28 protein-coding genes and 1 rRNA gene are annotated in these 25,907 nt (G+C 71.1%); 22 read left to right on the top strand and 7 right to left on the bottom strand.

Annotation, left to right across the window (positions count from 1 at the left end):
* Nucleotides 1-137 precede the first annotated feature (137 nt).
* From rrf to ABZ934_RS15985, 9 genes are all read left to right on the top strand, one after another.
* Nucleotides 138-254, top strand: a 5S ribosomal RNA gene (gene rrf / locus ABZ934_RS15945).
* 154 nt (nt 255-408) lie between these two features.
* A complete protein-coding gene (locus ABZ934_RS15950; RefSeq protein WP_361312993.1) occupies nt 409-1,062 on the top strand; it encodes an HAD family hydrolase in 654 nt (217 codons plus the stop codon).
* 75 nt (nt 1,063-1,137) lie between these two features.
* A complete protein-coding gene (locus tag ABZ934_RS15955) occupies nt 1,138-2,373 on the top strand; it encodes an MFS transporter (RefSeq protein WP_361312995.1) in 1,236 nt (411 codons plus the stop codon).
* A complete protein-coding gene (locus ABZ934_RS15960; RefSeq protein WP_361312997.1) occupies nt 2,324-3,493 on the top strand; it encodes an acetoin utilization protein AcuC in 1,170 nt (389 codons plus the stop codon). Before ABZ934_RS15955 ends, ABZ934_RS15960 begins: the two co-directional genes overlap by 50 nt.
* 91 nt (nt 3,494-3,584) lie before the next feature.
* The gene (locus ABZ934_RS15965) at nt 3,585-4,415 is read left to right on the top strand and encodes a phosphatase (protein ID WP_361312998.1); all 831 of its coding nucleotides are present in this window, start codon (nt 3,585-3,587) and stop codon (nt 4,413-4,415) included.
* A 113-nt stretch (nt 4,416-4,528) separates the two neighbouring features.
* Nucleotides 4,529-4,738, top strand: coding sequence for a helix-turn-helix domain-containing protein (locus tag ABZ934_RS15970; RefSeq protein WP_008738568.1), 210 nt, complete (start codon nt 4,529-4,531; stop codon nt 4,736-4,738).
* Nucleotides 4,739-4,878: 140 nt separating this feature from the next.
* Nucleotides 4,879-4,977, top strand: a complete 99-nt coding sequence (locus tag ABZ934_RS15975) for an AURKAIP1/COX24 domain-containing protein (protein WP_003948845.1) — start codon at nt 4,879-4,881, stop codon at nt 4,975-4,977.
* Between the two features lie 95 nt (nt 4,978-5,072).
* Nucleotides 5,073-6,146, top strand: coding sequence for an NAD-dependent epimerase/dehydratase family protein (locus ABZ934_RS15980; RefSeq protein WP_361313000.1), 1,074 nt, complete (start codon nt 5,073-5,075; stop codon nt 6,144-6,146).
* The gene (locus ABZ934_RS15985; RefSeq protein WP_361313002.1) at nt 6,146-7,153 is read left to right on the top strand and encodes a lysophospholipid acyltransferase family protein; all 1,008 of its coding nucleotides are present in this window, start codon (nt 6,146-6,148) and stop codon (nt 7,151-7,153) included. The genes ABZ934_RS15980 and ABZ934_RS15985 overlap by 1 nt, the downstream gene beginning before the upstream one ends.
* Before the next feature lie 103 nt (nt 7,154-7,256).
* Here the strand turns inward: ABZ934_RS15985 and ABZ934_RS15990 are convergent, their stop codons facing one another.
* The 3 genes from ABZ934_RS15990 to ABZ934_RS16000 form a co-directional block, all read right to left on the bottom strand.
* Nucleotides 7,257-8,462: a DUF5667 domain-containing protein gene (locus tag ABZ934_RS15990; protein WP_361313004.1), complete on the bottom strand. Its 1,206-nt coding sequence runs from the start codon at nt 8,460-8,462 to the stop codon at nt 7,257-7,259.
* Nucleotides 8,463-8,684: 222 nt separating this feature from the next.
* On the bottom strand, nt 8,685-9,494 hold the full coding sequence (locus ABZ934_RS15995) for an ECF subfamily RNA polymerase sigma factor, BldN family (protein ID WP_361313006.1): 810 nt from the start codon (nt 9,492-9,494) through the stop codon (nt 8,685-8,687).
* 340 nt (nt 9,495-9,834) lie between these two features.
* On the bottom strand, nt 9,835-10,821 hold the full coding sequence (locus tag ABZ934_RS16000; protein ID WP_361313007.1) for an HAD-IB family hydrolase: 987 nt from the start codon (nt 10,819-10,821) through the stop codon (nt 9,835-9,837).
* A gap of 190 nt (nt 10,822-11,011) precedes the next feature.
* Here ABZ934_RS16000 and ABZ934_RS16005 point away from each other — a divergent pair, with 190 nt between their 5' ends.
* The 8 genes from ABZ934_RS16005 to ABZ934_RS16040 all read left to right on the top strand — a co-directional run bounded on the left by ABZ934_RS16005 (nt 11,012) and on the right by ABZ934_RS16040 (nt 18,678).
* Nucleotides 11,012-11,290: a glutaredoxin family protein gene (locus ABZ934_RS16005; protein ID WP_361313009.1), complete on the top strand. Its 279-nt coding sequence runs from the start codon at nt 11,012-11,014 to the stop codon at nt 11,288-11,290.
* Nucleotides 11,291-11,563: 273 nt separating this feature from the next.
* Entirely contained in the window at nt 11,564-12,403 is an 840-nt protein-coding gene (locus tag ABZ934_RS16010; protein WP_361313010.1) for a redox-sensing transcriptional repressor Rex, read from the top strand.
* Nucleotides 12,400-14,082 carry a glutamyl-tRNA reductase gene (locus tag ABZ934_RS16015; RefSeq protein WP_361313011.1) on the top strand — a complete coding sequence of 561 codons (1,683 nt, stop codon included), beginning with the start codon at nt 12,400-12,402 and terminating at the stop codon, nt 14,080-14,082. The genes ABZ934_RS16010 and ABZ934_RS16015 overlap by 4 nt, the downstream gene beginning before the upstream one ends.
* On the top strand, nt 14,079-15,047 hold the full coding sequence (gene hemC, locus ABZ934_RS16020) for a hydroxymethylbilane synthase (RefSeq protein ID WP_361313012.1): 969 nt from the start codon (nt 14,079-14,081) through the stop codon (nt 15,045-15,047). Before ABZ934_RS16015 ends, hemC begins: the two co-directional genes overlap by 4 nt.
* Entirely contained in the window at nt 15,044-16,711 is a 1,668-nt protein-coding gene (locus ABZ934_RS16025; RefSeq protein WP_361313013.1) for a bifunctional uroporphyrinogen-III C-methyltransferase/uroporphyrinogen-III synthase, read from the top strand. The genes hemC and ABZ934_RS16025 overlap by 4 nt, the downstream gene beginning before the upstream one ends.
* Before the next feature lie 168 nt (nt 16,712-16,879).
* A complete protein-coding gene (gene hemB / locus ABZ934_RS16030; RefSeq protein WP_361313015.1) occupies nt 16,880-17,881 on the top strand; it encodes a porphobilinogen synthase in 1,002 nt (333 codons plus the stop codon).
* Nucleotides 17,882-17,982: 101 nt separating this feature from the next.
* The gene (locus ABZ934_RS16035; RefSeq protein WP_361313016.1) at nt 17,983-18,348 is read left to right on the top strand and encodes a hypothetical protein; all 366 of its coding nucleotides are present in this window, start codon (nt 17,983-17,985) and stop codon (nt 18,346-18,348) included.
* A gap of 57 nt (nt 18,349-18,405) precedes the next feature.
* Complete coding sequence (locus ABZ934_RS16040) at nt 18,406-18,678, top strand: DUF1876 domain-containing protein (protein WP_361313018.1); 273 nt, start codon at nt 18,406-18,408, stop codon at nt 18,676-18,678.
* Here ABZ934_RS16040 and ABZ934_RS16045 read toward each other — a convergent pair.
* Both ABZ934_RS16045 and ABZ934_RS16050 read right to left on the bottom strand, forming a co-directional pair.
* Entirely contained in the window at nt 18,660-18,902 is a 243-nt protein-coding gene (locus ABZ934_RS16045) for a DUF397 domain-containing protein (RefSeq protein WP_361313019.1), read from the bottom strand. The genes ABZ934_RS16040 and ABZ934_RS16045 overlap by 19 nt on opposite strands.
* On the bottom strand, nt 18,899-19,723 hold the full coding sequence (locus ABZ934_RS16050; protein ID WP_361313020.1) for a helix-turn-helix transcriptional regulator: 825 nt from the start codon (nt 19,721-19,723) through the stop codon (nt 18,899-18,901). The genes ABZ934_RS16045 and ABZ934_RS16050 overlap by 4 nt, the downstream gene beginning before the upstream one ends.
* Before the next feature lie 112 nt (nt 19,724-19,835).
* On the opposite strand from ABZ934_RS16050, the gene ABZ934_RS16055 reads away from it, so the two are divergent.
* Nucleotides 19,836-20,243, top strand: a complete 408-nt coding sequence (locus ABZ934_RS16055) for an ATP-binding protein (protein WP_361313021.1) — start codon at nt 19,836-19,838, stop codon at nt 20,241-20,243.
* 170 nt (nt 20,244-20,413) lie between these two features.
* The gene (locus ABZ934_RS16060; RefSeq protein WP_361313023.1) at nt 20,414-20,938 is read left to right on the top strand and encodes a DUF4142 domain-containing protein; all 525 of its coding nucleotides are present in this window, start codon (nt 20,414-20,416) and stop codon (nt 20,936-20,938) included.
* A 135-nt stretch (nt 20,939-21,073) separates the two neighbouring features.
* Here the strand turns inward: ABZ934_RS16060 and ABZ934_RS16065 are convergent, their stop codons facing one another.
* A complete protein-coding gene (locus ABZ934_RS16065) occupies nt 21,074-21,367 on the bottom strand; it encodes a hypothetical protein (RefSeq protein WP_361313024.1) in 294 nt (97 codons plus the stop codon).
* 155 nt (nt 21,368-21,522) lie between these two features.
* Between ABZ934_RS16065 and ABZ934_RS16070 the strand changes: the two genes are divergently transcribed.
* Both ABZ934_RS16070 and ABZ934_RS16075 read left to right on the top strand, forming a co-directional pair.
* Nucleotides 21,523-21,753: an antitoxin gene (locus ABZ934_RS16070; protein ID WP_361313025.1), complete on the top strand. Its 231-nt coding sequence runs from the start codon at nt 21,523-21,525 to the stop codon at nt 21,751-21,753.
* Nucleotides 21,750-22,148: a type II toxin-antitoxin system VapC family toxin gene (locus ABZ934_RS16075; protein ID WP_361313026.1), complete on the top strand. Its 399-nt coding sequence runs from the start codon at nt 21,750-21,752 to the stop codon at nt 22,146-22,148. The genes ABZ934_RS16070 and ABZ934_RS16075 overlap by 4 nt, the downstream gene beginning before the upstream one ends.
* A 61-nt stretch (nt 22,149-22,209) precedes the next feature.
* On the opposite strand, the gene argS is transcribed toward ABZ934_RS16075, so the two are convergent.
* A complete protein-coding gene (gene argS, locus ABZ934_RS16080) occupies nt 22,210-23,991 on the bottom strand; it encodes an arginine--tRNA ligase (RefSeq protein WP_361313028.1) in 1,782 nt (593 codons plus the stop codon).
* Between the two features lie 181 nt (nt 23,992-24,172).
* On the opposite strand from argS, the gene lysS reads away from it, so the two are divergent.
* Nucleotides 24,173-25,900 (top strand): lysine--tRNA ligase, encoded by a 1,728-nt coding sequence (lysS, locus tag ABZ934_RS16085; protein ID WP_361313029.1) that lies wholly within the window; start codon nt 24,173-24,175, stop codon nt 25,898-25,900.
* Nucleotides 25,901-25,907 lie beyond the last annotated feature (7 nt).

Here is a 25,907-nt window from a genome sequence, read left to right on the forward strand (position 1 = left end):
CAGATGTGGAAGCCCGGTAACGGGTGGAGCTGACTGGTACTAATAGGCCGAGGGCTTGTCCTCAGTTGCTCGCGTCCACTGTGTTAGTTCTGAAGTAACGAACTGTGTCCATGCCCGGTTGGTTAACTTCATAGTGTTTCGGTGGTCATAGCGTTAGGGAAACGCCCGGTTACATTCCGAACCCGGAAGCTAAGCCTTTCAGCGCCGATGGTACTGCAGGGGGGACCCTGTGGGAGAGTAGGACGCCGCCGAACAATCATTGCGGAAGCCCCGCACCAGCCCTTTACCGGGTTCGGTGCGGGGCTTTTCTGCGTTTCCGGGGCAATCCACCCTCCACCGGTAAAAGTCCTACGGATGCCCGGCATGGGATGACGGGGCTGCCGAGCTGTTGACTCGTAGGGTGTTCGTATGGGCTATGACCTCGTCATCTTCGACAACGACGGCGTGCTGGTGGACAGCGAGCCGCTCGCCAACACGATCCTCGCCGGCTACCTCAGTGAGCTCGGTCATCCGACCTCGTACGACGAGTCGCTCCGCGACTACATGGGGGGCGCCGTGCATCGGGTGCACGATCTGGTGCTGGAGCGGACCGGGCAGCGGTTGCCCGAGGACTTCGACGAGAAGCTCCACTCCCGGACGTTCGAGGCGTTCGCGCGGGAGTTGCGGCCCGTCCCCGGCGTGGAGGAAGTGCTCGGGGCGCTGACCGCGCACGGGATCGCCTACTGCCTCGCGTCCTCCGGGAGTCACGAGCGCATCAGGGTCGGGCATCGGGCCGCCGGGATCGACGGGTGGTTCGAGGAGGAGTGGATCTTCAGCTCGCAGGATGTGGGCCGGGGCAAGCCGGCTCCCGATCTGTTCCTGCACGCCGCGGACCGGATGGGCGTCGAGCCGGCGCGGTGCGTGGTCGTCGAGGACAGCCCGCTCGGAGTGGAGGCGGCCGTGGCCGCCGGGATGGACGTGTACGGGTTCACCGGGATGATGCCCGCCGACCGGCTGGCCGGTGCGAAGGCGTGCTTCGGGGAGATGAAGGACCTGATCCGGCTGCTCGGCATCGAGGAGTGACTCCCCACGAGCCACCGTCGATTGGTGTGTGATCGCTCTACCCACCGGTAGCCCGGAGCCCTACGCTGAGCCGCCATGACAGATGACGTGCGGCTGCGCCGTGGCCGGTTGTCCCTCGGGTTCAGTTTCTTCGTGCAGGGCGTGACCTTCGCCCTGCTCGTGACGCGGATCCCCGCCATCCAAAACCAGTACGGGATATCCGACGGCCTGCTGCCCGCCTTCCTGGCCGCCGTCCCGATCCTCGCCGGCGCCGCCAGCGTGGCGACCGAGCACCTGGTGAAGCGGGTCGCGCCCAGCCTGGTCCTCAGGTGGGCCCAGCCGCTCGTGCTGCTCGCGCTCCTCGGGGTCGGGGCCGGCGGGCAGTTGTGGCACGTGGCCTTGGCGCTGGGGGCGTTCGGACTGTCGGTCGGGGCGCTCGACGCCTCCATGAACATGCTCGGCGTGAGCCTCCAGCGGACGTACGGCCGCAGCATCATGCTCGGGTTCCACGCCTCGTACAGCCTGGGCGGGATCGTCGGGGCCTCCGCCGCGTGGGCGGGGGCCCATTGGCATCTGGGGCTCTTCACGAGTTACCTGCCGGCCGTCGTCCTGTTGTTGCCGGCGGCCTTGGCGGGCAGCCGGTTCTACGTGGACCAGCGCGGCCCGGGGCCGGGCGAGGAAGCGGGGAAGGGACTGGGGCCCGGCGGGTTCGGGCTGTTGCTGCCTCTGTGCCTGGTGATGGCGTGCGCGTACATCGGGGACTCGACCGTCTCGAACTGGAGCGCCAAGTACCTCCAGGCCGTGCTGGGGAGTTCGGAGCAACTCGCGACGGTCCCGTACAACGTGTACATGGTGACCACGCTGCTCGGGCGGGCCGTCGGGGACCTGGGCGTACGCCGCTTCGGGCCGGTCGCGGTGGTACGGGCGGGGACGGTGGTCGCGGCGGGCGGCTTCGCGGTGGTGGCCGCCGCGCCCGGGGCGTGGGCGGGGATGCTCGGGTTCACGTTGCTGGGGATCGGGCTGTGTGTGATCGTGCCGCAGACCTTCGCGGCCGCCGGGCGACTCGCCGTCGAGAAGTTCGGCCCCGGGGCGTCGGACACGGCCGTCGCCCGGCTGAACGTCTTCAACTACGTGGGGTTCCTGGTTGGTTCGCCGCTGGTCGGTGGGATAGGGGACGCCTGGAGCTACCGGGGCGCGATGCTGGTGCCGATGGTGCTGGTGTTGGTGACGCTGTTCTATGCCCGTTCCTTCGGCGTCGGCGGGGCCCGATACGGTGTCGGGCATGAGCGGCCGCGGGTTGTTGATGTGGGACGAGGCGGTAACGAGGTATGACTTCGGGCCGGGCCATCCGATGGACCCGGTGCGCCTGGCGCTGACCATGGGCCTGGTGCGGGCCTTCGGGCTGGACCGGGCCATGGAGGTGCGGGCGGCCCGCGCGGCGGGGGATTCGACGCTGCGGCTCGTGCACCGGGAGGACTACGTCGCCGCGGTGCGGGAGGTGTCGGCCGACCCCGGGGTGGCCGACGGTTCGTACGGGCTCGGGACCGTCGACGATCCGGCGTTCCGCGGGATGCACGAGGCGTCGGCGTTGATCGCCGGGCAGTCGGTGGCGGCGGCCGAGGCGATCTGGCGCGGGGAGGCCGGGCACGCGGTCAACTTCGCGGGCGGGCTGCACCACGCGATGCCGGGCGGCGCGGCCGGGTTCTGCGTCTACAACGACGCGGCGCTGGCGGTCGCCCGGCTGCTGGAGCTGGGCGCCGAGCGCGTCGCGTACGTGGATGTGGACGTGCACCACGGCGACGGGGTGCAGGCGGCGTTCTGGGACGACCCCCGGGTGCTGACGGTGTCCCTGCACGAACATCCGCGGACGCTGTTCCCGCAGACCGGGTGGCCGCAGGAGACGGGCGGCCCGGCCGCCGAGGGCTCGGCGGTCAACGTGGCGCTGCCGGCGGGGACCGGTGACGAGGGGTGGCTGCGCGCCTTCCACGCGGTGGTGCCGGAGCTCCTCGCGGACTTCCGGCCGCAGGTGTTGGTGTCCCAGCACGGGGCCGACACGCACTTCGAGGATCCGCTGGCCCATCTGGCGGTGTCGTTGGACGCGCAGCGGGCCGTCCAGGAGGCGTGTCACCGGCTGGCGCACGAGTACGCGGACGGTCGCTGGCTCGCCCTGGGCGGGGGTGGCTACGCGGTGGTGGACGTCGTACCGCGGTCGTGGACCCATCTGGTGGGGATCGCGGCGCACCGGCCGGTCGATCCGGCCGCGGAGGTGCCGCAGGAGTGGCGGAGCGAGGTGTACGCGCGGACCCGGCAGCCGGGGCCGGCGCGGATGACGGACGGCCGGACGGTCGGATGGCGGGACTGGGAGGCGGGATACGACCCGGCGGACAGCACGGATCAGGCCGTCCTGGCGACGCGGAGGGCGGCGTTCCCGCTGCGCGGGATGCTCGTGTAGGGGGCGGTCGTGGCGAAGCATCGTTACGCCAACGGTGGGGCTGTTCGGTGGAATTGATGAGGTGCCGGGTTCGGTGCGGCAGCATCGGAGGGTGTTGAGCACCGGCGCGTTACGTGCGCATCTGCTGGCTTCCCGGTTGGCCGGGCCCGTCGCCACCTCGCGTGAGGAGAGCCTGCGCAGTTACAGGCTGTTCGCGGCGGGCGATCCGCGGGTGCTGTTGGGGCTGGAGCCGCAGTGGCGTTGGGCCGAGGGTGATCTGCTGCGGCTGATGGCCGACCGGTGTGGGGTGTCGGCGGACCCGTCGCAGGTCAGCGGGCCGGACGTGATCGATCCGGAGCGGACTTTGGCCGGGTTGGAGGCTTTCGCGGCGCGGCTGCGGGAGGCGGCGCGGCTGCGGTCGCCCGTGTTGTTCGGGACGGGGCATCCGCACCGCCTCCTGGGGTTCTACGCCAGTTTGGCGCGGGCCCTGTCGGCGGCGGGCTGTGTTGTCCTCACCCCGGCGCAGGGGGTCCGTGTCGACATGGCGACCCGGTTCGGCGTACGCGCGCACCGGATCGATTACGTACGGGGGGTCGCACTGGTGCGGGAACCCGGCGCGCGGCCACCCGCGAGTGTCACCGGCGCGCACACCCATTCGCCGCTGCCGGTTCGGGTCGCGCTGGGGGCGTTGGCGGACGCCGGCGGGCCGTTGCCGGAATTGGTGGTGGGGGACCACGGGTGGGTCTGCGGTGCAGGTCAGTTGGGTGTGGAGGTGATCGGGTTGGCGGATACGGATGATCCGGCACTGTTCGTCGGGGAGGCCGAGGGGCGGGTCGCGGTGACGGTTCCGCTTGATGACGGGGTGGCCGCGGACTTCTACAGACCGCTCACGCGCTACCTGCTCGACCGGGCGGGTCTGCCGTGGCGTCAGGAGTGGCCGTAGCTCCTCTTCCCCACTCGTATCACACGCCCCTACTCTGGGAGTGAGCGTGCGACGACGGGGCGTAACCGGAGGGGAAGCCGGTGCCCGTCATGCGCGGAAGGTCAAGGTGTGTCATGGCTGCTGGCGAGAGGCCTCTCAGTGAGGTTCAGTTCCTGACCGTGGCGGAGGTCGCCTCGGTGATGCGAGTGTCGAAGATGACCGTGTACCGCCTGGTGCACAACGGTCATCTGCCCGCCATCCGGGTGGGCCGGTCCTTCCGGGTCCCCGAGAACGCGGTGCACGAGTACCTCCGGGAGTCTTATGTGGGGGTGGAGTCGGCTTGAGATGACTCTCGGGTTGGGCTCGGATTACAAGCTCAGAGCTCGGGCGGGTAGGCTAGGCCGACGTAGGTCGTGTGGGCCCAGACGCCCCGCACCGATCCCCGCTGGCGCGGGGATGTTCCGAGAAGTGAGCGAGGGTAGTCGTGGGCTCTGTTATCAAGAAGCGGCGTAAGCGGATGGCCAAGAAGAAGCACCGCAAGCTGCTCAAGCGCACCCGCGTCCAGCGCCGTAACAAGAAGTAAACGGCAGCTGTACGTGTTCTCCGCAGCCCCTCCACCATCCTGGTGGAGGGGCTGCGGTGTAGCCGGGGGACTTCTTCGAGGGAGGCGCTGAACTCGTGGGCAAGGTCGTTCTCGTCACTGGTGCTGCCCGGCAGCTGGGGAGCCGCTTCGTGCGCCGCATCCAGCGCGAGCCGGATGTCGATCGGGTGATCGCGGTGGATTCGGTGAGTCCCGCGCACCGGCTCGGTGCGGCGGAGTTCGTGCGTACGGACATCAGACGGTCCGCCATCGCCCGGGTGCTGGCCGAGCACGCCGTCGACACGGTGGTGCACCTCGCCGTGACGGGAGGCAGCGCGGGCAGTGGCGGCGCGCGCAGCGCCGTGAAGGAAACGAACGTCATCGGGACGATGCAGCTGCTCGGGGCCTGCCAGAAGTCCCCGACGGTGCGGCGGCTCGTGGTGAAGTCCAGTACCAGCGTGTACGGGGGCACCTCGCGGGATCCGGCCGTCTTCACCGAGACCACGCAGCCGAAGTCGCTGCCGGCGGCCGGCTTCGCGAAGGACGCGGTGGAGGTCGAGGGGTACGTACGGGGCTTCGCGCGCAGGCGGCCGGACGTGGCGGTGTGCGTGCTGAGGTTCGCGAACATCCTGGGGCCGTACGCGGATTCGGCGTTGGCCGAGTACTTCTCGATCCCGGTGATGCCGACCGTGCTGGGGTACGACCCGCGGCTGCAGTTCGTCCACGAGGACGACGTGATGGAGGTGCTGCGGCTGGCGGCCGGGGAGCCCGAGCGGGGGACGCTGAACAGCGGTACCTTCAACATCGCGGGCGACGGGGTGTTGCTGCTGTCGCAGTGCGCGCGGCGGCTGGGGCGGCCGACGGTGCCGCTGGTGATGCCCGCGGTGACGTGGGTGGGGTCGGCGCTGCGGGCGGTCGGGGTGACCGATTTCTCGCCCGAACAGATCCGACTGCTGACGCACGGGCGGGTCGTGGAGACCACGCAGATGCGGTCCACCCTAGGGTTCGAGCCGATGTACACGACCGCCGAGACGTTCGCGGACTTCGCGCGGAGTCGGGGAAGCGGGCCGCTGCCGCCGGAGCGGGTGGGACGGGCCGTGGACCGGGTGGCCGGGATGCTGAACGCGGATCTGTCGGGTGTCGGGCCGGCGGCTGAGGGAGCGGAGCGATAGTGGCGGACGCGAAGGTCATCCCGTTCGACGAGGAGCGGCCACGACGGCGGCCGGCGCGACGGGTGCGGGTGGCTCCGCAGGCGGGGGAGCCGGTGGTGCAGCCCGTACCGGAGCCGGCCGCGGAGGCCGCGCGGGCGGTGGAGACCGCCGGGCCCGGGGCGCGGTCGGGTGACTGGGACCGGCGGATCGCCGGCGGGCTGGCGTTCCTGCGCAGGCGGATCACCGGGGAGTACGAGGTCGACGACTTCGGCTATGACAAGGAGCTGACGGACCAGGTCCTGATGTCCATGCTGCGGCCGCTGTTCGACAAGTACTTCCGGGTCGAGGTCAAGGGCATCGAGAACATCCCGAAGGAGGGCGGCGCGCTGATCGTGGCGAACCACTCCGGGACGTTGCCGTTGGACGGGCTGATGCTCCAGGTGGCGGTGCACGATCACCATCCGGCGGAGCGGCACCTGCGGCTGCTGGCCGCGGACCTGGTGTTCATGCTGCCGGTGGTGAACGAGCTGGCACGCAAGGCGGGTCACACGCTGGCCTGTGCGGAGGACGCCCAGCGGCTGCTGGAGGCCGGGGAGCTCGTCGGGGTGATGCCGGAGGGCTTCAAGGGGATCGGGAAGCCCTTCGGGGAGCGGTACAAGCTCCAGCGGTTCGGGCGGGGCGGGTTCGTGTCGACGGCGCTGCTGGCGCGGACGCCGATCGTGCCCTGTTCGATCGTGGGGGCGGAGGAGATCTACCCGATGGTCGGCAACGCGAAGACGCTGGCGCGGTTGCTGGGCGTGCCGTACTTCCCGGTGACTCCGACGTTCCCGTGGCTGGGGCCGCTCGGGATGGTGCCGTTGCCGACGAAGTGGACGATCCAGTTCGGGGAGCCGATCTCCACGGACGGGTATCCGGCGGAGGCGGCGGAGGATCCGATGCTGATGTTCAACCTGACGGACCAGGTGCGGGAGCAGATACAACACACCCTGTACCGGTTGCTGGTGCAGCGGCGGTCGGTCTTCTTCTGACGGCGGCTCTTGCGGCGGCGGGCGCCGGCCCCGGGGCGAGAGCCCGGGACGGGACACGACAAGGCGGTGCCCGGCGGGATGGTCCGCCGGGCACCGCTTCGCGCTATTCGGTGTCCTCCGCCTTGAGGCCCAGGCCCGGGAGCAGGCCGGGCAGGAGCGGCGGGAGGGTGATGTCCGGCCGGGGGTGGTCCGGGGCCGCTCCCGAGGGGGGCGGCGCGGAGTGGCCGTCGGCCGGCGGGTGGAGCAGATCACCGGTTCCGCCCAGGAGCCCGCCGGGGGCCGGGGGCTTGGAGGCCGCTGACGGGGGCGCGCTCGGGGGGGACGCCGCCGGTTGGCCTGCGGGGGCCTCGGACTGCTGCTTGCCGGGGGAGGCGCTGGGCTTCGCCTGGCCGCCCGTGGCGCCGCGGGACTGCTCCGGGGGCTTGGGCAGCAGGTTCTGGATGGGCGCCACGTCTTCGTCTATGGCCTGGAAGACCGACTCGACCTGGCCCCCGACGTCGGTGAGCTGAGCCGGGAGCTTTTCCCGGAGCTTGCCCCACGCGTCGCGGTGAGAGCGGGAGAACGAGGACAGCATCTGCATCGGGCCGAGCGATCCGTCCCGCTCGTACGCGGCCTGGAGCAGCCGGTGGCCCTCCGCCGCGTCGTGGCTCATGCCCGCCAGGGCCCGGCGGATCGCGCCCAGGGACTCGTGGTCCAGGACGCCGGTCCGGCCGCGCTCCATGAGTCTGCGGGCCTCGAACAGCCGGTTCGAAGCCTGGTCGAGGTAGAGCTCGCCCCGGTCCGAGTCCTCGTCGGCCATGCCCAGCTTGATGTCCTCCATGCCCCGCTTGACGGGGTAGAGGGAGTCACCGGGCAGGGCGTCGGTGCTGGCAGCGGCCACTCCGCCGAAGGCCCCCGCGGCCACACCCACGGTGAGGCCGCCCGCTGCGATGCCCTTGGACCAGCGGGAGCGGGGCCGCAATTTCCGGAGCGAGGTCGCCCGGTGGGCGCCGCGGCCGGTCCGCTGTTCGGGCACCAGAGGGTCGGGAGCGGCACCGCCCCCGGCCCTCTCTTCCATTACCAGGGCCTCCATGGCGGCGACGAGCTGTGCTCGTTGCACCACTTTGACCTCGGGGTCCAGCACCGGGCGCGGCATTCTCTCGCCGAGCGCGTTCGCCAGGGCCAACAACCGGTCGTGGTCGGCAGATTCGGCAGGTGCCTCGGACTGCTCGGCCGCCGGGTCCGGTTCCGAAAGGTCGGACGGGGTCCGATCCTCCAGGGCCTGGGCGAAGGCGTTCGCCCGCCGGTGCGGAGTCACGTTCGCGATCACTGGCGGCACCTCCTCTCGTCATGACGATCGACTCCCCCAGGTGTCCGGAAGGTTGCCTTCCTTGAGCACATCCACACTTTCGAGTGAGCGGCTTCGGGCAGGGCGTGTCCACAGGGAGCCTGCATTCCGCACAACGAGCGGCGCGGCACTTGGGTTACGGACGAAGGATGATCGGACCACAGCGGCATCGGAGTCATCAAGGGGATCGGCGTCGGGAGGCGGTCAGCGGGCGTCGTCAGGGAGGAGACGGGCCAGGGTGCGGACCGCCCGGTACTGGAGCGTTTTGATCGCGCCCTCGTTCTTGCCCATCACCCGGGCCGTCTCGGCGACCGAGAGGCCCTGTAGGAAGCGCAGGGTCACGCACTCCTGCTGCTGCGGGTTGAGTTTTCGTACGGCCTCCAGCAGGGCCGCGTTGGAGAGGGACTCCAGGACGGAGTCCTCGGGGGAGCGTTCCACCTCGTTGGCGTCCAGCATCTCGCCCGTGGTCACTTCCAGGCGGAAGCGGCTGGACTTGAAGTGGTCGGCGACCAGGTTGCGCGCGATCGTCACCAGCCAGGCCCCGAAGTCGCGGCCCTGCCAGGTGAAGGTGGAGATGCGGCGCAGCGCGCGCAGAAAGGTCTCGCTGGTGAGATCCTCCGCGGTCGCCTTGCCGCCGACGCGGTAGTAGATGTAGCGGTACACCGTGTCGCTGTACTGGTCGTAGAGCCGGCCGAACGCCTCGGCCTCGCCGGCCTGCGCGCGTTCGACCAGGTCCATCATGCGGGCCTGGTCGCTGTCCGCGGTGGGGCGGCGGGCGGCGGGCGCGCTCGTGCCGGTGGCGGTGCCCGCACCGCCCGCGCGACCGCGTCTGCCCACCGTCGCCCCACCGTCGGTCAGGGCGTAGCAAGGACCGGCCGGGCCGAGCCCGGCAGGGACCGCGGCGGCGAGGGCGGGGACGGCGTACGCGGTGGGGACGAAGCCGCGCAGGTGGTCGAGGACCGTCGCGCGCAGCGTAGCCAGGCCCGAGGCGTCAACCCCGACAGGTGGGTACACGGGACTCCCAGAGGCAGAGCTTCCATCACGTGCAGTGCGGGACCGTTCACCCGTCGTGGCGACAGATGGTCGGTGGCATGCGTTTGAGGAGAATAACGCTTCGTACAGGCAGCGCTACACCCAGTTGCTCAAATCACCGGTTACGACACTTCTGTTGCGTACCGAGGGCATATTCAGTCGCAGTTGGTGATCGGTTCTTGATCGGTTGGGTACGCGGAATGGGCGCTTCCGGGGTGTGGCGCGACCGAGTCGGGCAGGCCGGAGTGCCGCGCCGACGGCGCGGGTAGAGGTGCGGGGTTGCCCGCCCGGGATCGCGGGCGGGCGGCGGGTGGGGCGCCGGCTACTTGCGGCGGCGGTGCAGGGCGATCGCCGCGGCCGCGCCGCCTGCGATCGCGCCGACTCCGGCGGCGGCCGGGACGCCGACCTTCACGGCCTTGCGGCCGGTCCGATAGTCGCGCAGGCGCCAGTCGTGTGCCTGGGCATGCTTGCGCAGTTTTGTATCGGGATTGATCGCGTACGGATGTCCGACCAGCGACAGCATCGGAATGTCGTTGTGCGAATCGCTGTAGGCGGCGCAGCGTTCGAGATCGAGTCCCTCGGCGGCGGCCAGGGCCCGTACCGCCTCCGCCTTGGCGGGGCCGTGCAGCGGCTCGCCGACCAGGCGGCCCGTGTAGACGCCGTCGACGGACTCGGCGACGGTGCCCAGGGCGCCGGTCAGGCCGAGGCGGCGGGCGATGATCGTGGCGGTCTCGACGGGGGCGGCCGTGACCAGCCACACCTTCTGGCCGGCGTCGAGGTGGGCCTGGGCCAGGGCGCGGGTGCCCGGCCAGATCCGCTCGGCCATGTACTCGTCGTAGATCTCCTCGCCGATCGCCATGAGTTCGCAGACCTTGTGGCCCTTGACGATGGACAGCGCGCTGTCACGGGCGTCCTGCATGTGCTCGGGGTCCTCGACCCCGGCGAGCCGGAACCACGCCTGCTGCCAGGCGAAGCGGGCCAGTTCGCGGCGGCGGAAGAACTCGCGCTTGTAGAGGCCGCGGCCGAAGTGGAAGATCGCGGCGCCCTGCATGACGGTGTTGTCGAGGTCGAAGAAGGCGGCGGCGAGATCGTCGCCCCGGACCGGGAACTCTGGTTCGGCGGGCTTCTCGGCGGGCTTCTCCGCAGGCTTCCGGGCCGACTCGCGCGGAGCCGCCTCCGGCGCTCCGGGCAGAGGTGGCGCCTCCTCCTGCGCGCTCTTGCGGGCGGCCTCGGCCGAAGCCTCGCCTGCCAGCACGCTCCGCGCGGTGGCGGAGCGCCTACGGTGGGTGAGCCATCCCAGAGCGGCCATGACGCGAGCATAGCCATTGTGTTCGGGAGTTCCCGAACCGAGGAGGAACGCGGGCGTGAACTCTTCGGAACGGCCGCTTCCCCGCTGCTTCCCCGTCGCTTCCCGTCCCCCTCCGCGGCCCTTTGCCGGCCGTCGGCCCGGCGGTCGGCGGGCCGGCTGCGCGGTCCCCGCGGCGCGGGACAATGAGGACATGAGTCCTCTGTTGCGCCGCAAGGAGAAGAAGCGCCCCGAGGAGCGGCTGGTCACGCTCATCGGGAAGCCGGGATGCCATCTGTGTGACGACGCGCAGGAGGTGGTCGAGAAGATCTGCGCCGAGACCGGGGCGCGGTGGGAGAAGAAGGACATCTCGCAGGACGAGGAGCTGTACCGGTTGCACTGGGAGCAGATCCCGGTGGTGCTGGTGGACGGCGAACAGCACACCTTCTGGAGGGTGAACCCGGAGCGACTGCGCCGGGCGTTGGAGGGCTGACCGTCAGGCCGGTTACCATCATGGGCGATTTGTGGGGGCTCGGGCGCGTATCGATGAGGAGTGTGTACCGCTTTGCCCCCCACCGGATTTGAACGGGTTCGGCCCGCCCCCGGCTCCGCCCCCCGACGACCGGACCGCGTGACCCCGGTCACTTTGGGCGGACAAAGCGGACACAATCTTTGTGCACGCGTTCACAAAGACATAGCCTGCTTCCGACGGGGCGGTCTTGGGACAAGTGACCGCCTGCAGCCCCGCTCATCCCGCAGGAGCATCGTGGCAACTGGCCGAACTCACCGACCGGCGACCCGCAGCCGAGGTATTCCCGAGGCCACTGTCGCCAGGCTTCCGCTGTACTTGCGTGCCCTCACCGCGCTCTCCGAGCGATCGGTGCCCACGGTGTCCTCCGAAGAGCTCGCGGCCGCAGCCGGGGTCAACTCCGCCAAACTCCGCAAGGACTTCTCCTACCTCGGCTCGTACGGGACGCGCGGGGTCGGCTACGACGTCGAATACCTCGTCTACCAGATCTCCCGCGAACTCGGGCTGACCCAGGACTGGCCGGTCGTCATCGTCGGCATCGGCAACCTCGGCGCGGCCCTGGCCAACTACGGCGGCTTCGCCTCGCGCGGGTTCCGCGTGGCGGCGCTGATCGACGCGGACCCGGCGATGGCGGGGAAGCCGGTGGCCGGCATGCCCGTGCAGCACACCGATGAGCTGGAGAAGATCATCGAGGAGAACGGCGTCTCCATCGGGGTCATCGCCACCCCGGCGGGCGCGGCGCAGCAGGTGAGCGAGCGGCTCATCGCCGCCGGTGTCACCTCGATCCTGAACTTCGCGCCGACCGTGTTGTCCGTGCCGGACGGTGTGGACGTGCGCAAGGTGGACCTGTCGATCGAGCTCCAGATCCTGGCCTTCCACGAGCAGCGCAAGGCCGGTGAGGAAGCGGCCGCCGCCGCGGACTCCGCGACCGGCGCCGCCGCGAACCCGGTGACCGCCGCCGCGGCTGCCGCTGCCGCAACCGCAACCGCAACCGCCACCTCTCCCGCCACCGCCACCGCGTCCGCCGTCCGCAAGGGCGGCCCCGAGGGTGACGTCCCGGCGGTGATGCCGGCATGAGTCTCCTGGTCGTAGGGCTGAGCCACCGCAGCGCGCCGGTGAGCGTGCTGGAGCGGGCCTCGCTGTCCGCCGACGCCAAGGTCAAGCTGCTGCACGACACCCTCGCCGCCGAGCCGGCGACGGAGGCGACGGTGCTCGCCACCTGCAACCGCATCGAGCTGTACGCGGACGTGGACAAGTTCCACGCCGGTGTGGCCGAGCTGTCGACGTTGCTGGCGCAGCACAGCGGGGTGGCCCTGGAGGAGCTCACCCCCTATCTCTACGTGCACTACGAGGACCGGGCGGTGCACCACCTGTTCTCGGTGGCGTGCGGGCTGGACTCGATGGTGGTCGGCGAGGGCCAGATCCTCGGGCAGATCAAGGACACCCTGGCGCTCGGGCAGGAGCAGCACACGGCGGGTCGGCTGATCAACGACCTGTTCCAGCAGGCGCTGCGCGTCGGCAAGCGGGCGCACTCGGAGACCGGGATCGACCGGGCCGGGCAGTCGCTGGTGACGTTCGGGCTGGAACAGCTGTCCATGGGCGCCGAGGTCCCCGCGTGGGCGGCGGGCAAGCGGGCGCTGGTGATCGGCGCCGGCTCGATGTCGTCGCTGGCGGCGGCCACCCTGGCCCGGGTCGGCGTCGCCGAGATCGTCGTGGCGAACCGGACCGCGGAGCGGGCGGAGCGTTTGGCCGGGATTCTGGTTGCCTCGGGCACCGGGGTGACGGCGCGGGCCGTTCCGATGGCCTCGGTCGCGGACGAGCTGACGCGGGCCGACGTGGTGGTCTCCTGCACCGGGGCGACCGGGCTGGTGCTGACCGCCGACGACGTGCTCGCCGCCGTCTCCCGCGACACCGCACCCGCACCCGAACCCGAACCCGTACCCCACACCCCCGCGGCTCCCGCCGCGCCGGACGTGGCCGGGCTGGACCGGGACGTACTCGCCCGGCTGGTCGCCGCCGCCGAAGGCGGCCGACGGCTCGCCGACGCCGGAGCGGCGCGGACCATCACCAGCGCTCCCGCCGAGACCGACGGGTGCCCCGTGGGCCCCGACGGGCGCTCCGCGCTCACCGGTGTCGACGCCAACTCCCTGGAGCTGCACGGCACCTGGGCCGACCAGGGCGAGGCCGCCGCGCACCGGCAGCCCCGCAAGGGCGCCCGGAGCCAGGTCGACGTCCGGCCGGTCCGGCTCGCGCTGCTCGACCTGGCCATGCCGCGCGACATCGACGCGGCCGCCCACCGGATCCCCGGCGTGCGGCTCGTGGACATCGAGTCGCTCGCCGAGGTCTCGGCGGACGCCCCGATGGCGGCCGACGTCGACGCGGTGCGCGCGATCGTCGCCGAGGAAGTGGCGGCCTTCGGCGCGGCGCAGCGGGCCGCGCACATCACGCCCACCGTCGTCGCGCTGCGCGCCATGGCCGCCGAGGTGGTGGCCATGGAGGTGGCCCGGCTCGACGGACGCCTGCCGGATCTGGACGAGCGCCAGCGGGCCGAGGTGACGCAGACCGTGCGGCGCGTCGTAGACAAGCTCCTCCACGCGCCGACCGTGCGCGTCAAGCAGCTCGCGAGCGAGCCCGGCGGCGCCGGGTACGCGGAGGCGCTGCGTGAACTCTTCGACCTCGACCCTCAGACGGTGGCCTCCGTCAGCCGGGCGGACGCGGCCGATCCGAAGAACGACGACCCAGGACGGGCATCATGAACACACGTCCCGACCAGCCCCTCCGGCTTGGCACGCGACGCAGCAAGTTGGCCATGTCCCAGTCCGGGCACGTCGCCGAGGCGGTACGGGCGGTCACCGGCCGGCCCGTCGAGCTCGTGGAGATCACGACCTACGGTGACGTGTCCCGCGAGCACCTCGCGCAGATCGGGGGCACCGGCGTTTTCGTCACCGCCCTGCGGGACGCGCTGGCCCGGGGTGAGGTGGACTTCGCCGTCCACTCGCTCAAGGACCTGCCGACCACGCAGCCCGGGGAACTGGTGATCGCGGCCATGCCGAAGCGGGAGGACGCGCGGGACGCGCTCGTCGCCCGTGACGGCCTGACCTTCGAGCGGCTGCCCGACGGCGCGCGGATCGGTACCGGTTCGCCGCGCCGCACGGCGCAGCTGCACGCGTACGCCAAGAGCCTGGGCAAGGTCATCGAGACCGTGCCGATCCGCGGGAACGTCGACACCCGGATCGGGTACGTGCGCGCTGGTGAGCTCGACGCCGTCGTCCTGGCCGCCGCCGGCCTGAACCGGATCGGGCGCGGCGACGAGGCCACCGACCTGCTGTCCGTGGACAACGTGCTGCCCGCACCCGGCCAGGGAGCCCTGGCCGTGGAGTGCCTCGCGTCGGACACGGCCCTGATCGCCGCCCTCGCCGAACTCGACGACCCGTTCACCCGGGCCGCCGTGACCGCCGAGCGGTCCCTCCTCGCCGCCCTGGAGGCCGGATGCAGCGCCCCCGTGGGCGCGCTCGCCGACCTTCTGGCCGACGGGCGGATTGTCAATGAGATGCGCCTGCGCGGAGTCGTCGGAACCCTCGACGGCTCGACGCTGGTGCAGCTGTCCACCACCGGTCCCGTGCCCCAGTCTTACGACGAGGCCATGGCGCTCGGCCGCGAACTCGCGGACGAGATGCTGGCCAAGGGCGCGGCCGGTCTGATGGGGGAGCGATCGCTTTGAACCCCTCACGTCCCACCCCCTCCGCTTTCGCGGCGGTCGCCGCCCACGGGCACGTCACCTTCCTGGGCGCGGGCCCCGGTGACCCCGGCCTGCTGACGCTGCGCGCCGTCGAGGCGCTCGCCTCGGCGGACGTGCTGATCGCCGAGCCCGAGGTGCTGGAGGTCGTCCGTACCCACGCGCGCGCGGGTGTCGACACGCCGCAGCTGACGGTAGCTGACGAAATGTCAGCAGCCGCCGGGGTGCCGGTGATCCGCGACGCCACCAATCTTGTCATGGAGGCCGCGCGGGCCGGCAGGCGGGTCGTGCGAGCCGTCACCGGCGACCCCGGACTCGACGGCAACGCGGCCGAGGAGATGCTCGTCTGCGCCACCGAGGGGATTCCCTTCGAGGTGGTGCCCGGCGTCGCGACCGCCGTCGGCGTGCCCGCGTACGCCGGTGTGCCGCTGCGCGGCCGGGGGGGCGCCGACGTGCGCTTCCTGGACGCCCGTACCGCCTCCGCGCGCTGCTGGAGCGAGGTCGGCGCCAGCGACGGCGTCCTCGTCGTCTCCGCGACGCTGGAGACGGTGTCGGCCGCCGCCGCCGAGCTGGTGGGCGCCGGGCGCAAGCCCGACACCCCGCTCACGGTGACCGTGGCCGGTACGACGACCCGACAGCGGACCTGGAGCGCGACGCTGGGTTCCGTCGCGCAGGTCTTCAAGCAGGGCAAGGTGCTCCCCTCGCCCGAGGGCTCGCGGCCCGTCATAGCCGTGGTCGGCGAGCACGGCGCCACCGCGCGCCGCGAGGACCTGGCCTGGTTCGAGTCGAAGCCGCTGTTCGGCTGGCGGGTGCTCGTGCCGCGCACCAAGGAGCAGGCCGCCTCGCTCTCCGACCAACTGCGTTCGTACGGTGCGGTGCCGCACGAGGTGCCGACCATCGCCGTGGAGCCGCCGCGCACCCCGCAGCAGATGGAGCGGGCCGTCAAGGGCCTGGTCACCGGCCGCTACGAGTGGATCGCGTTCACCTCCGTCAACGCGGTGAAGGCGGTGCGGGAGAAGTTCGAGGAGTACGGGCTCGACGCACGCGCCTTCGCGGGCATCAAGGTCGCCGCGGTGGGTGAGCAGACCGCCGCCGCGCTGGTCGAGTTCGGTGTGAAGCCGGACCTGGTGCCGAGCGGCGAGCAGTCGGCCGCCGGGCTGCTGGAGGACTGGCCGCCGTACGACCCGGTCTTCGACCCGATCGACCGCGTCTTCCTGCCGCGCGCGGACATAGCGACCGAGACGCTGGTCGCGGGCCTGATAGAGCTCGGGTGGGAGGTCGACGACGTCACCGCCTACCGGACGGTGCGCGCGTCGCCGCCGCCGGCGGACACCCGTGAGGCGATCAAGGGCGGCGGCTTCGACGCCGTGCTCTTCACCTCGTCCTCGACGGTGCGCAACCTCGTCGGGATCGCCGGCAAGCCGCACAACGTGACCGTGATCGCCTGCATCGGCCCGGCGACGGCCAAGACGGCGGAGGAGCACGGCCTGCGGGTCGACGTGCTGTCGCCCGAGCCGTCGGTGTCGAAGCTGGCCGAGGCGCTGGCCGAGTACGGGGCCGCGCGCCGCGAGGCGGCCAAGGAGGCGGGCGAGTCGGTGTACCGGCCGAGTGAGCGCCGCCCGGGCGCGCGCCGCCGCCGCACCACCTGAGGGCGGCAAGGCCGGCCGTACGGCCGTGGGGCGGGGCCCGGACGCGAAGGCGTCCGGGCCCCGCGCCGTACCGGGGGCGTCCGGGGCGTGGTGCGGCGCGGGGGCGCGGGCGGCCACGGCCTACGCTGGTTCCCGACTGTTCTCGACGCTCGAAGAGGCGACTAGAAGATGAGCACGTACGGATCCTTCCCCGGCTCGCGCCCCCGCCGGCTGCGCACCACCCCGGCGATGCGACGGATGGTCGCGGAGACCCGCCTGCACCCCTCGGACCTGATCCTCCCCGCCTTCGTGCGCGAGGGCATCAGCGAACCCCTGCCGATCTCGGCGATGCCGGGCGTGGTCCAGCACACCCGCGACACCCTGCGGAAGGCCGCCGTGGAGGCCGTCTCGGCGGGCGTCGCGGGGATCATGCTCTTCGGTGTCCCGGCGGACGAGAACAAGGACGCGCTGGGCACGGCGGGCACGGAGCCGGACGGCATCCTCCAGGTCGCGATCCGCGACGTGAAGGCGGAGGTGGGGGACGATCTGGTGATCATGTCCGACCTCTGCCTGGACGAGTACACCGACCACGGCCACTGCGGGGTGCTCGACGAGCACGGCCGGGTCGACAACGACGCGACGCTGGAGCGCTACGCCGAGATGGCGCAGGTCCAGGCCGACGCAGGCGTCCACGTCGTGGGCCCCAGCGGCATGATGGACGGCCAGGTCGGGGTCATCCGCGACGCGCTGGACGAGACGGGGCACGAGGATGTGTCGATCCTCGCCTACACCGCCAAGTACTCCTCCGCCTTCTACGGTCCCTTCCGCGAGGCCGTCGCCTCCTCCCTCCAGGGTGACCGCAAGACCTACCAGCAGGACCCGGCAAACGCCCGCGAGTCCCTGCGGGAGCTGGCGCTGGACCTGGAGGAGGGCGCCGACATGGTCATGGTCAAGCCCGCGGGCCCCTACCTGGACATCCTGTACCGGGTCGCGCAGGCGGTGGACGTGCCGGTGGCCGCGTACCAGATCAGCGGCGAGTACGCGATGGTCGAGGCGGCCGCCGAGAAGGGCTGGATCGACCGCGACCGCGCCGTCATGGAGACGCTGCTCGGCATCAAGCGGGCGGGCGCGGACACGATCCTCACGTACTGGGCGACCGAGGTCGCGCAGTGGCTGGGCCGGGAGCGCTGAGGGGGTTCCGGCGGTGAGGGGCGGCGGCCTGGGTAGCCCGGCCCGCGTCGGTGAGTACGGGCACTCATGCGCCGGGGGCCGTGTGGTGGCTTGATGGGGGCATGACGCAGAACGCCGCCGCCATCACCACCGGCACCGCCCGTGACCGCCGCGCCTTCGTCGCGCCGCTGGTGACGACCCTGATCACGCTGCCGCTCGGGCTGGTGGCGTTGTTCTTCGCCGGGATCAGCCCGATGGCCTGTGACTCCTGCAACGGCGACGAGGCCCGCGCCTTCGACGACAGCTTCGCCGCCGCCTTCACCGTGTTCCAGGCCGGCCTGGCCGTGGCGCTCGTCCTGCTGGTCACCGCCTGGGCGCTGCCGTGGCAGCGGCGCCACGCCGCGAAGCGCGTGGTCCTCGCCGCGCTCGCGCCCTCGGCCGTCGTTCTGGCCTGGGTCCTCTTCTACGGGATGGTCGACTGGCCGTAGGCCGGTGGCCGGGCGCACCCTGGGAGGGAAGAGGTCGACCTCCGGAGGTGATCCCCTATGGCCACGCTCGCCGGGTGGCATGTGGAGCTCGAATTCACCGAGGAGGGCCACCGCACCAGCGCGGCAGCCCTGCTCAGGCTCATGGACGGCACAGAACTGCGGGCGCACGGATACGCCATGCGCCATCCGTCCGACACGGACCAGCTCCGGGTCGGTGAGGAGATCGCGGGCGCGCGGGCGCTCATGGATCTCGCGTCGCAGCTACTGGACAAGGCCCACACCGAGATCGACGCGGAGTCGGGCCGGCACTCCTACCCGCTGACCCAGTGAGCGAGGCGGGTCCAGGTAGCGGGTGAAAGGGTGAGGACGGGACCGTGCGGGACCTTCGAGTCCCGCACGTGTACCTGGTCGGTGGGGCAGGTGGCCATCTCGACGCACGCACCGCCCTCGCTGCCGCTGTAGCTCGACTTGCGCCAGGCGACGGCCACTTCGAGGCACTGGCCGCCTTCGCTGCCGCTGTAGCTGGACTTGAACCACACGAGTTCGGTGCTCATCGCTCTCCTAGCAGCCGGTCCAACAGGTCCTTCGTCTCATCGAAGTTGAGGGCCTGTGACCGCAGCATCGCATACTTCTGAGTGAGGATGCTGACCTCGTTCGGGTCCCTGACGAGCATGCTGCCGCGCTGGGTTTCCGAGTAGGCGAGGTGCTGGTGCTCGGGGGTCTCCAGCAGGGTGAACGGGCCGTCGAGACCCGCGTGGGCGGTGATGCCGAGCGGCAGCATCTGGAGGGCGATCGCCGGGCGGTCGGCGCAGGCGCGCAGGTGGCGGAGCTGCTCCCGGTAGACCTCGTCGCCGCCGATCCGGTCGCGCAGGGCCGCCTCCCAGATGACGAAGCTGAGGGTCGGAGGGGTGGGGCGGCGCAGTATTTCCTGGCGCTTGGTCCGTAGGGCGGTCTGGAGCTCGATCCAGTCCTCGCCCGCGTAGGGGACGCGGCAGCCGAGCACCGCGCGGGCGTACGCCTCGGTCTGGAGCAGCCCCGGCACGGTCATGGTGTCGTACCAGGACAGCGCCAGGGCCTCCCGCTCGCGCTCCATGTACTCCTCGGCCCAGGCCGGGATGGTGTCGACCTCCGGCAGCCGGTTCGCGGCGACCGTCAGCAGCCCGGGGAGGCCGAGGATCCGGTCCATCCGCTCGGCGACGTCCGGCATCAGGACGCGTCTGCCCTGCTCGATGGAGGCCAGCGTTTCGACGTCGATGACGACCAGTTCGGCCAGGGCGCGCTGGGTCAGTCCTTTTGCTACGCGGGCGACAGCGACCAGCTCGCCGACCATCTTGATGGCCGTCGCGTTCGGGCGGACCCTTTTCCTTGGTGGCATGAAAGTGAACTCCCCACCTGAGCACGAGTGATAGCCGTGCCAACCCGTACTCAGTGAGGAGTACGGGTCGGTCGCCTCTATGACGCTAGTCACACGCCGCGACGCTCGTCAGGTGAACGTGACGAATGAACCCGCCCTCGTGCGGGACCGGTTCTATCCGCGCAGCCGTCAGACCGTGAGCGCTGCCAGGGAGTTCGCGGCGCAGACGCTCGACGCGTGGGGCGCCGGGGCCCGCCTGGACGACGTGTTGCTCTGCGTGAGCGAGCTGGCCACCAACGCCCTGCTGCACGGCGTGCCCCCCGGCCGGGGCTACCGCCTGCGGCTGTTCCGCTTCGACGGGGTCGTCCGGGTCGAGGTGCACGACAGCGGCGGCGGCCGGCCGCGCATCGCGGACCGGGACGCCGCCGCCGAACGGGGCCGGGGGCTGCTGCTCGTCGCGGCCGTCGCCGACCGGTGGGGCGTCGGGCTGCGCAGCCCCGGCAAGACGGTGTGGTGCGAGCTGGACACCTCGGCGACCTGAGATGGGACAATGCCGGCAAATTTGTCCCCTTTTTGCTCTTGTTGCGTGGTGGACGAAACCATGGAAACTGGGTGATAGATCAGCGGCCGGCCTTGCGCGGCGTCGGCAGATCGGACCCTTCTGCAACGCGTGCGGCCCGTGCCTTTCCCCTCTGCGCGAGGAGAGTCACCATGCCCAGTCCCAAAGCAGCCGCCCTCACCGCAGGTGTCATCGCCGTGGTGGCGATGTCGCCGGTCACCGCTCTCGCGGCTACCAGCCCCTCGCAGCAAGACCTGACCTGGACGAAGACATCCGCTGCCGGGGACCTGTTCGAGATTCAGGGCGGCGAGATGGCCCAAACCCACGCGCAAAGCGCCGTCGTCAAGCAATTGGGCGCACGGCTCGCATCCGACCACACCAAGTCCTCGCAGGACGTCAAGAAGCTCGCCGCACAGCTGAAGGTCACACTCCCCACCACTCCCGACAGCAAGCAGCGGGCAGAGCTGGCCCAACTGGCCAAGCTGCACGGCGCCGCCTTCGACAAGCAGTATGTGAAGACCGAGATCGACGACCACAAGATGGACATCTCCGACGCCAAGAAGCAGATAGCGACTGGCAGCAACCAGCAGGTCATCGACGAGGCACGCAAGGACCTGCCGGTCCTCCAGGCCCACCTGAAGCTCGCCGAACAGGCACAGGCCAAGGTCGGTAGCTAGCCGCGCCCCGGCCGGTTCGCCGGCCGTGCCCCGGGGGTGGCCCGGGGCACGGCTGGGGGGCCGGGACCCGTATGCCGCCGGTCAGGGCCACGCGGGTGCCGCCGCCCGGTTCCGGGGCCGCCGCCATGCCGATGATCAGGAAGCGGCTCTGGAGCCTGCGTCAGCGGGGCGCAGGACTCCCGGGAAGCAGCACCCGTTCGCCGACCGGCGCACCAGGACGGCGGCGGCGCCGGAGAGGGTGAGCGCGGCGAGCGGCAGGACGACGGGCGGGGCGAAGGAGACCTCGGTGCCGAGGACGGCGAGGGACAGCTCGTGCGCGTCGGGGGCGGGCCAGGTGCGCCCCGTGGCCCAGTACAGGTGGACGAGGCCGTCCACGGCCAGCAGGGCCGCGAGCGCCGTGCCCAGGCTGCGGCGGGTGGTGTCGTTCATGTGCTCCCCCTCGGTATCGGGTACCAACACCCCGAAGAGGAGCCGCCCGTGCGGAACGTTCCCTGTGGGCCTCGTCACACGGCCGCAACCGGCGGGCCGGCGTCGGCCGGGAAGCAGTGCTAGCAGAATGCTTGCGGTGCCACTACTCTTGTCGCATGGCTACCTTGTACGTACGCGACCTGTCCGACGAGGCCCTCGCCGAGCTGAAGATACGAGCCGCACGCAGCCGTCAGTCCCTCCAGGCATACGCCCGGGCGCTGCTGGAGGAAGAGGTTGCGACACCGTCGATCGAGGACGTCGTCGCGCGGATCCGTTCCCGGGTGTCGGCCGAGCTGAGCGTGGACGAGGTCCTGGGGGACCTCGACGCCGGACGGCGGCGCGAATGATCGTGATCGACGCGAGCGCGGTCGTCCTGCTGGTCGCCGACGCGGGGCCGACGGGCGAGGCGGTTCGTGAGCGGGTGCTCGGCGAACGGCTTGCCGCGCCCCACTTGCTCGACGTGGAAGTCGCTCATGCGCTGCTCGGCCGTCACCGGGGCGGAAAGCTTTCCGACCGGCAGTTGGACGCCGCGTTCGACGACTTCGGGTCTCTTCCTCTGCGACGGATGGAGCACCTTCCGGTGCTCGCCCGGGTCCGCGAGTTGTACGCCAATCTCTCTGCCTACGACGCCACGTACGTCGCCCTCGCGGAAGGGCTCCAGGTCCCGCTCGTCACGTGCGACGCGCGGATCGCGCGGTCCGGAAGCGCCCGGTGCAAGATCGAGGTCTTCGGCTCGGCGTAGGAAGGGCGCGGCCCCGCCCCCTGGGTACGTACACCGGGGGGCGGGGCCGCGTATCGGCCCGTCAGAGGCGCTCGGGGGTGCGGATGCCGAGGAGCGCCATGCCCTTGGAGAGGGTGCGGGCGGTCAGGTCGCAGAGGAAGAGGCGGTTCTCCATCTGCTCGGCGGTGTCGGCCTTCAGGACCGGGCACTGGTCGAAGAAGGTCGAGTAGAGCGTCGCCAACTGGAAGAGGAACGCCGCGACCTTGTGCGGGGCGTACTCGGCGGCCGCGTCCGCGATGACCTCGCCGAACTGGTCGATGTGCAGGCCCAGCGCGCGCTCGGCCGGGGCCAGCGCCAGCTCCGGGTGCGCGACAGGCTTGGTCTCGCCCGCCTTGCGCAGGATCGAGCGGTTACGGGCGTACGCGTACTGGAGGTACACGGAGGTGTCACCGGTCAGCGAGACCATCTGGTCGAGGTCGAACTTGTAGTCGCGGCCGGCGGAGGTGGACAGGTCCGCGTACTTGACCGCGCCGATGCCGACGTACCGGCCGTTGGAGACGATCTCCTCCTCGGTCAGGCCGATCTTCTCGCTCTTCTCGCGCACGACGGCCGTCGCCCGCTCGACGGCCTCGTCCAGCAGGTCCACCAGGCGGACGGTCTCGCCCTCACGGGTCTTGAACGGCTTGCCGTCCTTGCCCAGGACGGTGCCGAAGGCCAGCTGGACGGCCTTGACGCCGTCGTTCAGCCAGCCGGCGCGGCGGGCCGTCTCGAAGACCATCTTGAAGTGGAGGGACTGGCGGGCGTCCACCACGTAGATGAGGGTGTCGGCCTTGAGCTCGCCCACGCGGTTGCGGATCGCGGAGAGGTCGGTCGCGGCGTAGCCGAAGCCGCCGTCCGACTTCTGGACGATGAGGGGCGTCGGGTTGCCGTCAGGGCCCTTGTACTCGTCGAAGAAGACGCACAGCGCGCCGTTGGAGCGGACGGCGACGCCCGAGTCCTCCAGCAGCTTGCAGGTCTCGGCGAGCATGTCGTTGTAGCCGGACTCGCCGACGACGTCCGGGTCCTGGATGTCCATGTCCAGCTTGTGGAAGACGGAGTAGAAGTAGATCTTCGACTCGTCCACGAACCGCTGCCACAGCGAGAGGGTCTGCGGGTCCCCGGCCTGGAGGTCCACGACCCGGGCACGGGCCCGCGTCTTGAACTCCTCGTCGGAGTCGAAGAGGGCGCGCGACGCCTTGTAGAGGCGGTTCAGGTTGGACATGGCCTCCTCGCCGGAGACCTCGACGTCCTCGGCGGCGCCTTCGGCCTTGTGGTCCAGCTCGTGCGGGTGCTCCAGGAGGTACTGGATGAGCATGCCGAACTGGGTGCCCCAGTCGCCGATGTGGTGGCGACGGACCACCTTCTCGCCCGTGAACTCCAGGATCTGGACCATCGCGGCGCCGATCACGGCGGAGCGCAGGTGGCCGACGTGCATCTCCTTGGCGACGTTCGGCTGCGCGTAGTCGATCACCGTGGTGCCGGCGTTCGCGGCGTACGGCACGCCGAGGCGGTCGTCGGCGGCGCGGGCGGCCAGGGTCTCGACGATCGCCCGGTCGGTGATGGTGATGTTGAGGAAGCCGGGTCCGGAGACCTCGATCTCCTGGATCAGGTCACCGGTGGGGATCGCGCCGACCACGTCCGCCGCCAGCTCGCGCGGGTTGGCCTTGGCCTTCTTCGCGAGCGCCAGGATGCCGTTGGCCTGGAAGTCGGCCCGGTCGCTACGTCGCAGCAGCGGGTCCGCGGCACCGGCCTCCGGCAGCGCGGAGGCGAGGGCGTCCGCGACGCGCTGGTTGACGGACGAAGCGAGGGAAGGGACCGAGGCCATGAGCTGCCGTTCCTGTGAGGTCGCACCCGGGGGCACGCTGGGAGGTGAACTTGGTTGTTCCGACAAAGCCCGAGTATCCCACGGGAGGCCCTGCGGTTTCCCGGGAGAAAAGCAACCCCGGAGCGGCCTCTTCCGTCTGGGAGAATGGCGTAAGCCAGCATTCGAGATAGAAGGACGTGTCGTGGCTCAGAGCAGCACCGAGACCGACTGGGTCTCCCGTTTCGCGGACGAGGTCATCGCCGAGGCGGAGCGCCGAGCACCCGGCAAACCTGTCGTCGTCGCGTCCGGACTCTCCCCCTCCGGACCGATCCACCTGGGCAACCTGCGCGAGGTCATGACCCCGCACCTGGTCGCCGACGAGATCCGCCGCCGGGGCATCGAGGTCCGGCACGTCCTGTCCTGGGACGACTACGACCGCTACCGCAAGGTGCCTGCGGGCGTCGAGGGCGTGGACGAGAGCTGGGCGCAGCACATCGGCAAGCCGCTGACCGCCGTCCCGGCCCCGGCCGGGTCCGCGTACGGCAGCTGGGCCGAGCACTTCAAGGCAGCCATGGTCGAGTCGCTGGCCGAGCTGGGCGTCGAGTACGACCCGATCAGCCAGACCGAGCAGTACACGACCGGCGTCTACCGCGAGCAGGTGCTGTTCGCGATGAAGCACCGCGCGGACATCGACGCCGTACTCGACCAGTACCGCACGAAGCAGAAGCCGGGCGGCAAGAAGCCGCAGCAGAAGCAGGTGGACGAGGCCGAGCTGGAGGCCGCCGAGGGTTCGGGCGCCGCCGCCGAGGACGACGGCAGCGCCGAGGGCGCGGAGTACTTCCCGTACAAGCCGTACTGCGGACAGTGCGGCAAGGACTTCACCAAGGTCACCTCGTACGACGACGCGACCACGGAGCTGACCTACATCTGCACCGAGGACGGGTTCACCGAGACGGTCGCGCTCAGCGAGTTCAACCGCGGCAAGCTGGTCTGGAAGGTCGACTGGCCCATGCGCTGGGCCTATGAGGGCGTCATCTTCGAGCCCTCCGGCGTCGACCACTCCTCGCCCGGCTCGTCGTTCCAGGTCGGCGGACAGATCGTGCACATCTTCGGCGGTGAGCAGCCGATCGGACCGATGTACGCGTTCGTAGGCATCAGCGGCATGGCCAAGATGTCGTCCAGCAAGGGCGGGGTCCCGACCCCGGCCGACGCGCTCAAGATCATGGAGCCGCAGCTGCTGCGCTGGCTGTACGCGCGCCGCCGCCCCAACCAGTCCTTCAAGATCGCCTTCGACCAGGAGATCCAGCGGCTGTACGACGAGTGGGACAAGCTGGAGGCCAAGGTCGCCGACGGCTCCGTCCTGCCGGCCGACGCCGCCGCGCACACGCGCGCCGTGCGGACCGCCGCGGGCGAGCTGCCGCGCACCCCGCGCCCCCTGCCGTACCGCACGCTCGCCTCGGTGGTCGACATCACCGCCGGGCACGACGAGCAGACGCTGCGCATCCTGTCCGACCTGGAGCCGGAGCGGCCGCTGGCCTCGCTGGACGAGGTACGGCCGCGGCTGGACCGCGCCGAGAACTGGATCACCACCCAGGTCCCGGCCGACCAGCGCACCCTGGTGCGCGAGGAGCCCGACACCGAGCTGCTCGCCTCGCTGGACGACGAGGGGCGGGAGTCGCTGCGGCTGCTCCTGGAGGGGCTGGACTCGCACTGGTCGCTCGACGGGCTGACCACGCTGGTCTACGGCGTGCCGAAGGTGATGGCCGGGCTGGAGCCCGACGCCAAGCCGACGCCGGAGCTCAAGGTCGCGCAGCGCACGTTCTTCGCGCTGCTGTACCGGCTGCTGGTGACCCGGGAGACCGGGCCGCGCCTGCCCACGCTGCTGCTGGCGGTGGGGGCGGACCGGGTGCGCAAGCTGCTGGCCGCCTGAGCCCTCG

This window comes from Streptomyces sp. NPDC046557 (assembly GCF_040645975.1).
Lineage (GTDB): Bacteria > Actinomycetota > Actinomycetes > Streptomycetales > Streptomycetaceae > Streptomyces.

Excerpts from the sequence above, each read along its gene's own strand:
- ABZ934_RS15950 (WP_361312993.1), top strand. The coding sequence starts at position 409 with ATGGGCTATGACCTCGTCATCTTCGACAACGACGGCGTGCTGGTGGAC.
- ABZ934_RS15955 (WP_361312995.1), top strand. The coding sequence starts at position 1,138 with ATGACAGATGACGTGCGGCTGCGCCGTGGCCGGTTGTCCCTCGGGTTC.
- ABZ934_RS15960 (WP_361312997.1), top strand. The coding sequence starts at position 2,324 with ATGAGCGGCCGCGGGTTGTTGATGTGGGACGAGGCGGTAACGAGGTAT.
- ABZ934_RS15970 (WP_008738568.1), top strand. The coding sequence starts at position 4,529 with ATGGCTGCTGGCGAGAGGCCTCTCAGTGAGGTTCAGTTCCTGACCGTG.
- ABZ934_RS16000 (WP_361313007.1), bottom strand. The coding sequence starts at position 10,821 with ATGGCCGCTCTGGGATGGCTCACCCACCGTAGGCGCTCCGCCACCGCG.
- ABZ934_RS16005 (WP_361313009.1), top strand. The coding sequence starts at position 11,012 with ATGAGTCCTCTGTTGCGCCGCAAGGAGAAGAAGCGCCCCGAGGAGCGG.
- ABZ934_RS16015 (WP_361313011.1), top strand. The coding sequence starts at position 12,400 with ATGAGTCTCCTGGTCGTAGGGCTGAGCCACCGCAGCGCGCCGGTGAGC.
- hemC (WP_361313012.1), top strand. The coding sequence starts at position 14,079 with ATGAACACACGTCCCGACCAGCCCCTCCGGCTTGGCACGCGACGCAGC.
- hemB (WP_361313015.1), top strand. The coding sequence starts at position 16,880 with ATGAGCACGTACGGATCCTTCCCCGGCTCGCGCCCCCGCCGGCTGCGC.
- ABZ934_RS16035 (WP_361313016.1), top strand. The coding sequence starts at position 17,983 with ATGACGCAGAACGCCGCCGCCATCACCACCGGCACCGCCCGTGACCGC.
- ABZ934_RS16040 (WP_361313018.1), top strand. The coding sequence starts at position 18,406 with ATGGCCACGCTCGCCGGGTGGCATGTGGAGCTCGAATTCACCGAGGAG.
- ABZ934_RS16045 (WP_361313019.1), bottom strand. The coding sequence starts at position 18,902 with ATGAGCACCGAACTCGTGTGGTTCAAGTCCAGCTACAGCGGCAGCGAA.
- ABZ934_RS16050 (WP_361313020.1), bottom strand. The coding sequence starts at position 19,723 with ATGCCACCAAGGAAAAGGGTCCGCCCGAACGCGACGGCCATCAAGATG.
- ABZ934_RS16060 (WP_361313023.1), top strand. The coding sequence starts at position 20,414 with ATGCCCAGTCCCAAAGCAGCCGCCCTCACCGCAGGTGTCATCGCCGTG.
- ABZ934_RS16065 (WP_361313024.1), bottom strand. The coding sequence starts at position 21,367 with ATGAACGACACCACCCGCCGCAGCCTGGGCACGGCGCTCGCGGCCCTG.
- ABZ934_RS16070 (WP_361313025.1), top strand. The coding sequence starts at position 21,523 with ATGGCTACCTTGTACGTACGCGACCTGTCCGACGAGGCCCTCGCCGAG.
- ABZ934_RS16075 (WP_361313026.1), top strand. The coding sequence starts at position 21,750 with ATGATCGTGATCGACGCGAGCGCGGTCGTCCTGCTGGTCGCCGACGCG.
- argS (WP_361313028.1), bottom strand. The coding sequence starts at position 23,991 with ATGGCCTCGGTCCCTTCCCTCGCTTCGTCCGTCAACCAGCGCGTCGCG.